Origin of the sequence: Acinetobacter sp. YH12112 (assembly GCF_013418945.1) — a bacterium.
Taxonomy (GTDB): Bacteria; Pseudomonadota; Gammaproteobacteria; order Pseudomonadales; family Moraxellaceae; genus Acinetobacter; species Acinetobacter indicus.
Genome location: NZ_VPBA01000025.1, coordinates 47,654 through 54,964 on the forward strand (window position 1 = coordinate 47,654; position 7,311 = coordinate 54,964).

Here is a 7,311-nt window from a genome sequence, read left to right on the forward strand (position 1 = left end):
TGGCCTAGACTGCGGTCAATGTTCCTAAAATCCGGTAGCCTTTGGCCCCAGTCACAGCCGGGAAATTGCCACTTTGCTGGTTCAGAAAACGCATCGCCAACCAGGCAAAAGCAGTGGCTTCCACCCAGGTCGGGTTAATACCTAAATCCGCCGTGGTCTGTACACTCCACTCATGTTTGCGTAAGCGCCAGCGCAGCTGTTCCAGTAAATAGGAATTATAGGCACCGCCCCCACAAACATAGACTTCACCGGTGTCCATGCCCGAGCGGTAAATGGCTTTTTTAATCGCGCGGGTGGTCAGTTTTAACAAGGTGGCCTGTACATTTTCCGGGGTATCTTCCAGTTCCTGATAGGCCAGGTCATTGCGCCAGTCGGCAATCTGTTCATCCAGCCATTCCAGGTTAAAATCTTCACGGCCGGTGCTTTTTGGCGGCTCTTTGGAAAAATATTCATGTGCCTGTAGCCGGTCCAGCAGACTGCGAATTGGCTGTCCATAAGCCGCCCAGTTGCCGTTTTCATCATAAGGCTGGCCGGTGTAGCGTTCACACCAGGCATCCATCAGGATATTGGCCGGGCCGGTATCAAAACCATAGACTTTTTCCGGCTGTCCGGCAGGCAACATGCTGACATTGGCAATCCCGCCCAAATTCAGAATCACCCGGTGGATGCTGTCATGCTGGAACACGTCCTGATGAAAAGCTGGTACCAACGGAGCACCTTGTCCACCGGCAGCCATATCACGCCGGCGGAAATCCGAGACCACCGGCAGCTGGGTTATTTCGGTAATAATATTTGGATCACCAATTTGCAGGGTAAAGCCATGTTCAGGCCGGTGGCGGATGGTCTGGCCATGTGAACCAATGGCACGAATCTGGCTGCGATCAAGCTGGTGTTCTTCAATCAGGCGGTTAATGCCATGTCCAATCATTTGCGCCAGCGCCACATCGGCTTTGCCCATCCGGTCAATTTCATTGTCATCCGGCAGGGTCAGGGCCATCAGTTCATCGCGTAAATCGGGATCGAAGCTCAGGGTCAGGGTGGCATGAAGCTGTAAAGGATCAAAAGAAGCAGCAACAATATCGACACCATCCATACTTGTGCCGGTCATTACCCCAATATAGATCGCTGTCATGGTTATTCTTAAGCCTGCAATGTGCTGAAAAAGTGTTAGTATATCGCACAAATTGAATAACTGATGTGTTTGGGTTTTGTGATGTCAAATTTCTTGCCAGCTGAAGAACAACTTGCTCTCATCCAACGAGGTACGCATGAAATTATTTCTGAAGAAGATCTTCTAAAGAAATTAAAAGAGAACCGTCCTTTAAAAATTAAAGCGGGCTTTGACCCGACTGCACCTGACCTGCATTTGGGTCATACGGTTTTAATTAACAAGCTGAAAGTGTTCCAGGATTTGGGGCACGAGGTCTTCTTCCTGATTGGTGACTATACTGCCATGATTGGTGACCCGACCGGTAAGAGCGCGACCCGTCCGCCGTTGTCACGCGAGCAGGTACTGGAAAACGCCAAAACCTATCAGGAACAGGTGTTCAAGATTCTTGATCCAAACAAAACCAAAGTGGTGTTTAACTCGGAATGGTTTGCTAGTAAAACAGCGGCCGATTTAATTCAACTGGCCTCACAGCAAACTGTGGCGCGTATGCTGGAGCGTGATGACTTCACCAAGCGTTATAACAACCAACAACCGATCGCGATTCACGAATTTTTGTATCCATTGGTACAAGGTTATGACTCGGTGGCCTTACAAGCCGATGTGGAGTTAGGTGGTACAGACCAGACCTTTAACTTGTTGATGGGACGTACCTTACAAGGCCGTTATAACCAGGAAGCACAGGTGTGTATTACCGTGCCAATTCTGGAAGGTTTAGATGGCGTCAACAAGATGTCGAAATCATTAGGCAACTATATTGGTGTATTTGATGCCCCAGGCGCGATGTATCAAAAAGTGCTGTCTATGCCGGATTCACTGATTGAGCGTTATTTTGACCTGCTCAGCTTCAAGTCTGTGGCAGAAATCCAGCAATTACTGAAAGAAGTGGCTGAAGGTCGTAATCCGCAGGATGTGAAAAAGATTCTGGCGCTGGAACTGGTCGAGCGTTTCCACGGTGCGGAAGCTGCAGCCAATGCGCATAAAGGTGCCGGTAACCTGATTACCGAAGGTGAATTGCCAGAAGGTACACCAGAAGTGACCATTTCACGTGGCGAATATGGCGGCGAGATTTTCATTGCTTCTATTTTACGTGCAGCAGGTTTAACCAAAAACGCGGCACAAGCCAAAGATGCTGTCGGTCGTGGTGCAGTGAAAGTTGATTGGCAACCAGTCGATGCCTCATTCTCGGTCAAAGAAAACGTGACCTTGATTGTACAGGCCAGTAAAAAGGCCATTGCCAAAGTCACCTTTACCGACTAAAAACGCAGTTAAGTATTTGAATTAAAAAGCAGGCTTCGGTCTGCTTTTTTTATTCCCTTTAGCCGTAAAACCTCGCCCTTCAGGGCGGGGATATAAGGCTGCAATCCGCTAGTCCCCCTTGTGGGGATTAGCTAGGATTGCTAATGCGGTGTTTGCTGTTGTTGGATATATTGTTTAATAATCCCAATGGGAGCACCTCCACACGATGCAGCGAAATAACTAGGCGACCACAAAGCATTCCCCCATAATTTGTTTTTAATTTCAGGGTGTTTAGTTCTTAAAATACGACTAGATGCACCTTTTAGGCTGTTAACCAAGCTAGAAATAGCTACTTTTGGTGGATAGTTCACAAGTAAATGAACATGATCATGCTCACCCTCAAATTCTACCAACTTAGCTTCAAAGTCTAAGCAAATGCGCTTGAATACTTCATTCATAGTTTCGAGCATAGCTTTGGTAAAAACATCTCTACGATATTTAGCCACAAAGACTAAATGAACGTGCATATTAAAAACACAGTGACGACCTGTTCTAATCTCTTGACTATTATCCATAGACCAAATATATTTTAGTGATGAAGACACTTAAATTACGCATAAAAGACAAACATTGCAAGGTGCTAGACCAATTGGCATCTGAAGTTAATTTTGTCTGGAACTATGTCAATGATTTGTGTTTTAAACACTTGCAAAGAAAACAACAATTCTTTTCAGCTTACGATATTGCTAAATACACGAAAGGTACATCAAAAGAGTGTAATTTGCACAGCCAAACCATACAGGCAGTTGCGGAAGAATTAGTTACTCGAAGAAAGCAATTTAAAAAAGCCAAGCTAAAATGGCGTGTCAGTAACAAAAAAAACGCTAGACGTTCTCTCGGTTGGATTCCATTTAAAAAAGTGGCGGTGAAATATGCCGATGGGTATGTCCAATACGGCAAGCATCAATTCAAGCTATGGGACAGTTACGGACTAAGTAAATACAATGTTAAAACAGGCTCGTTTGTCGAGGATAGCCGAGGGCGTTGGTATGTATGTCTTGTGGTTGATTCAATTAAAACAGAGAAAACCACCGCTAAAACCTCAATTGGCATTGATCTAGGACTCAAAGACCTTGCGACTTGCTCAGATGGTGTAAAGTTCAAAGCCCCTAAAATCTATCGTCAATATGAACAAAAACTTGGTATTGCTCAAAGAGCAAGAAATAAAAAACGTGTCAAAGCGATTCATGCCAAGATCAAAAATCTACGTCAAAATATGCTGCATCAATTCAGTCATAAACTGGTGAATGAACATGCAGCCATCTTCGTTGGTAATGTGAATGCCAAAGCATTGGCACAGACAAAATTAGCTAAGTCTGTACTCGATGCAGGTTGGACGACCTTAAGAACCATGCTCAAGTATAAATGCGAGAACGCAGGGGTATGGTATGAAGAAGTCAATGAAGCCTATACCACCCAAACTTGCTCGTGCTGCGGCTCACGCTCCAGTAGTCTGAAAGGTAGAGCAGGACTTGGAATAAGAGAATGGCAGTGTGTGGAGTGCGGTACATTCCACGATAGAGATATAAACTCAGCACTGAATATTCTTGCGCTCGGACATGGGCGTCTCGCAGGAGGAATCTCCGTCCTTTAGGTCGGAGAGGATGTCAAGATATTGCTTATAAGATATTTAAATATTTAAATTTAAAAAAACCTTATAAAAACAAGAATTAAATTTTTCCGATTGTCTTGATTTTGTCATATTTTATGTTTAAGATTTATCCGTCTAAATATGTGGTGTCTACATATCTAGAGGGTAAATTGCTATTTGATGACGTTTCATCCCCAAGAAGCGTGGAAATAGCCGAAAATAATAATGACAATAACATATGGATCCGTAAAAGATTCAACTCCGAGGGAGAGATTTTGGGAGAGATCTCTTTCTTTTTTTTATCCAAAATTTAGCCTTTGACCTGAAAAAAAGCGGTTTTTTGAGCAGCTGGAGCACTATCTGCCCCATGGTTGCCCGCTGCAAAAATCCGGCGTATAAATAAATCCGGATCATCATTTCCATATAAAAAATAAACTCGAGCCAGAGGGAGCGCATGTATTCCTATAATACCGATACTCATGATCAGCAGCTGGATGCCATTTTACGTTTCCTGTTTGAATATCAGCCGCAAAGTGAAAAGCAGTTTGCCTATCAACCGGTCAAGACACTGTTTGAGCAATTAGAGCTGTCGGCCATGTATCAGCTATTTGCCCTGATTCACGAGCAACTGCCGCGTAAAGCCAGACTGCTGTTTGCGGCCGAAGATTATCGCGGTAAACAGGCACTGGTCTTAGAGGTGATGCAGCATATTCGCGAACGGGTTTAACTATTGTCATGAAATCTTGATCGTTTTTTCATCTGCCTTACATGTTCAGGCCATAGACTCAATCAGACAATTCCAATTAAAACACTGAGTCTCAGGGTAATTGCCAGATGAATATATTGAATAAAAAAACCATATTATCAATAGCCTGTCTTTCTGTTTTCATGACAGCCTGCGGGGATAATGACCGTCAGACTACTGCACCGACACCAGTAGTCGAGGGCAAAGCAGTTGAACTGAATATTCTGCATATCAATGACCATCACTCCCATTTAGATGAAGAGCACTGGAACTTTAGCCTGGCACAAGGGGCTGAGGAAGAAAATTATAGCGTCAGCCGGGGCGGTTTTGCTCGTGTCGCCGGTTTAATCAACCGTCTGGCAGAGGAATATCCGAATGTGATCAAACTACACAGTGGGGATGCGATTACTGGCGATCTATACTTTAACCTTTCTGAAGGTAAGGCCGATGCAGATGCCATGAATACGGTCTGCTTTGACAGTTTTGTGCTGGGTAACCATGAATTTGATGCCAAAGATGCAGGCCTACAGAAATTTATTAACTATCTGGATGCCGGTAACTGTGCCACACCAACCCGTATTGTATCGGCCAATGTGAATTTTGGGCCATCTTCGCCGCTGTATCAGACCCAGCGCATTGAAAAGTCGTTTATATTTGAACGTGGCGGTGAAAAGTTTGCCATTATTGGCCTGACCATTGCCGACAAAACCAAGAATGCCTCTCAGCCGAACAGTGACACTACGTTTGCCAATGAAGTTGAAGCGGCTCAACAGGAAATTGATCGCCTGAAAGCTCAAGGCATCCACAAGATTATCCTGCAAACCCATACCGGTTTTGCCCTGGATCAGCAACTGGCTGCGGCTTTAACTGATGTTGATGTGATTGTCGGCGGTGATTCACATACCTTATTAGGTCCGGACAGTTTAGAGGCGGTCGGCCTGAGTCCGAGTGGTGCGTATCCGACCCAAGCGCGAAATAAAGATGGTGATCTGGTCTGTATTGCCCAGGCCTGGCAGTACAGCTATGTGGTGGGTGATTTAAAGGTCAAGTTCAATCCGCAAGGCCAGGTGGAACAGTGTAGTGGCACACCGCACATTTTAGTGGGCGATGACTTTAAGCGTGAAAATACCGAGAGCAAACAGTTTGAAGCCTTAAATGCAACCGAACAGGCGGCGCTGCTGGAGCGTTTTAAAGCGGCGAATATTCCGATGCAGGTGGTCAGCCCATATACCGCGACCTTAAATGTGCTGCTGCCATATCAACAACAGAAACAGAATTTTGCCAGCACGGTGGTGGCTCAGGCAACCGATAACCTGTGTTTACGCCGTGTACCGGGGACGCAGCGCGATACCAGCCGTTCTAGTCTGGGCGATATCTGTAACCAGAATCCGCATGTCATTGCTCATGGCGGCGATATTCAGCAGATGATTGCCGAAGCCTTCTTGCAACAAGGTAAAGTGTACTTTGATGCTGATCTGTCATTCCAGAATGGTGGTGGGGTGCGTGTGGATGTCGCGGCAGGTCCAGTCACCGTAGAGAAAATCTATCAGGTACTGCCATTTAAAAATACACTGGTCCGTTTGGATATGACTGGTGCAGAAATTAAAGCCACGCTGGAAGATGCGATTAGCGGTGTGGTCGAGCAGAGAAATACTGGCAGTTATCCATATACTGGTGGTTTACGCTGGCAGGTAGATTTAACCCAGGCCAAAGGGCAGCGTATTAGCCAGCTGGAAGTGCGTAATACAAGCGGTAGTTATGAAGCACTGGTCTTGGATCGAACCTATAAAGTGGTGACTATCGACTTCCTGGCCAATGGACAGGACTACTATAGCAGCATGAAAGAGGTGACAGGCGAGCGCCGTATGGACGTGGGCCTTGATTATGCCGAAGCGTTTTTACAATATGTGGAGCGTTTACCGGGAACAACCGGACAAAAAGCGCTCGGTAAATTGCCAACAGCGGATTACAGCACGCAGAAATTTACTGAATAAGATAAAAAGAAAGACAGCAAAAAATCCCGTTCGCGGGATTTTTTCTTTTGAATTGTGCAAAAAATAAGTGAAAAACCGGTTTTTTTAGCTGTTTCGTAGAAAAAAGATACATACGTGAAAAATAAAGTGAATTGGGGCTTGCAATGATTCTGAAATCCTCTAGAATGCACCCCATACCGACGAGATACACGGAGATGAACGAAGCGGATCGCTGAGTTATCAAGTGTTTTGAGTCCAGCTTCTGGCACTGACGAGGTGTTGGAAAGATCATTAAGAGATTATGAAGAACAACTTGTGTGGATTTTTACTGGTTGATTAATCGAATATATTTTCATTAATTGATTGGTTTAAATTACTCGAAGTTTATTTGAGCGAATTTAAGTCAGTAATTGATGAGCCAGATTTGGTCACTTCGAATAAAGTGACAAAATGATTTTAACTGAAGAGTTTGATCATGGCTCAGATTGAACGCTGGCGGCAGGCTTAACACATGCAAGTCGAGCGGAGCGAGGGT

The 7,311-nt window shown here is 45.0% G+C and carries 6 protein-coding genes and 1 rRNA gene; 5 read left to right on the plus strand and 2 right to left on the minus strand.

The window, feature by feature from the left end:
• Window positions 1–4: 4 nt before the first annotated feature.
• Window positions 5–1,132 carry an anhydro-N-acetylmuramic acid kinase gene (locus FTU50_RS10390; protein WP_005181147.1) on the minus strand — a complete coding sequence of 376 codons (1,128 nt, stop codon included), beginning with the start codon at window positions 1,130–1,132 and terminating at the stop codon, window positions 5–7.
• Between the two features lie 63 nt (window positions 1,133–1,195).
• Here FTU50_RS10390 and tyrS point away from each other — a divergent pair, with 63 nt between their 5' ends.
• Window positions 1,196–2,428 carry a tyrosine--tRNA ligase gene (tyrS, locus tag FTU50_RS10395; protein WP_180047185.1) on the plus strand — a complete coding sequence of 411 codons (1,233 nt, stop codon included), beginning with the start codon at window positions 1,196–1,198 and terminating at the stop codon, window positions 2,426–2,428.
• A gap of 140 nt (window positions 2,429–2,568) precedes the next feature.
• Here the strand turns inward: tyrS and tnpA are convergent, their stop codons facing one another.
• A complete protein-coding gene (tnpA, locus tag FTU50_RS10400) occupies window positions 2,569–2,982 on the minus strand; it encodes an IS200/IS605 family transposase (RefSeq protein ID WP_104490858.1) in 414 nt (137 codons plus the stop codon).
• Window positions 2,983–3,002: 20 nt separating this feature from the next.
• Between tnpA and FTU50_RS10405 the strand changes: the two genes are divergently transcribed.
• From FTU50_RS10405 to FTU50_RS10420, 4 genes are all read left to right on the plus strand, one after another.
• Window positions 3,003–4,061 (plus strand): RNA-guided endonuclease TnpB family protein, encoded by a 1,059-nt coding sequence (locus FTU50_RS10405; protein ID WP_034586922.1) that lies wholly within the window; start codon window positions 3,003–3,005, stop codon window positions 4,059–4,061.
• Between the two features lie 451 nt (window positions 4,062–4,512).
• Window positions 4,513–4,785, plus strand: a complete 273-nt coding sequence (locus tag FTU50_RS10410; protein ID WP_005181154.1) for a hypothetical protein — start codon at window positions 4,513–4,515, stop codon at window positions 4,783–4,785.
• Between the two features lie 107 nt (window positions 4,786–4,892).
• Window positions 4,893–6,797, plus strand: a complete 1,905-nt coding sequence (locus tag FTU50_RS10415) for a bifunctional UDP-sugar hydrolase/5'-nucleotidase (RefSeq protein WP_180047183.1) — start codon at window positions 4,893–4,895, stop codon at window positions 6,795–6,797.
• A 436-nt stretch (window positions 6,798–7,233) separates the two neighbouring features.
• Window positions 7,234–7,311, plus strand: a 16S ribosomal RNA gene (locus FTU50_RS10420); the annotation flags it as partial.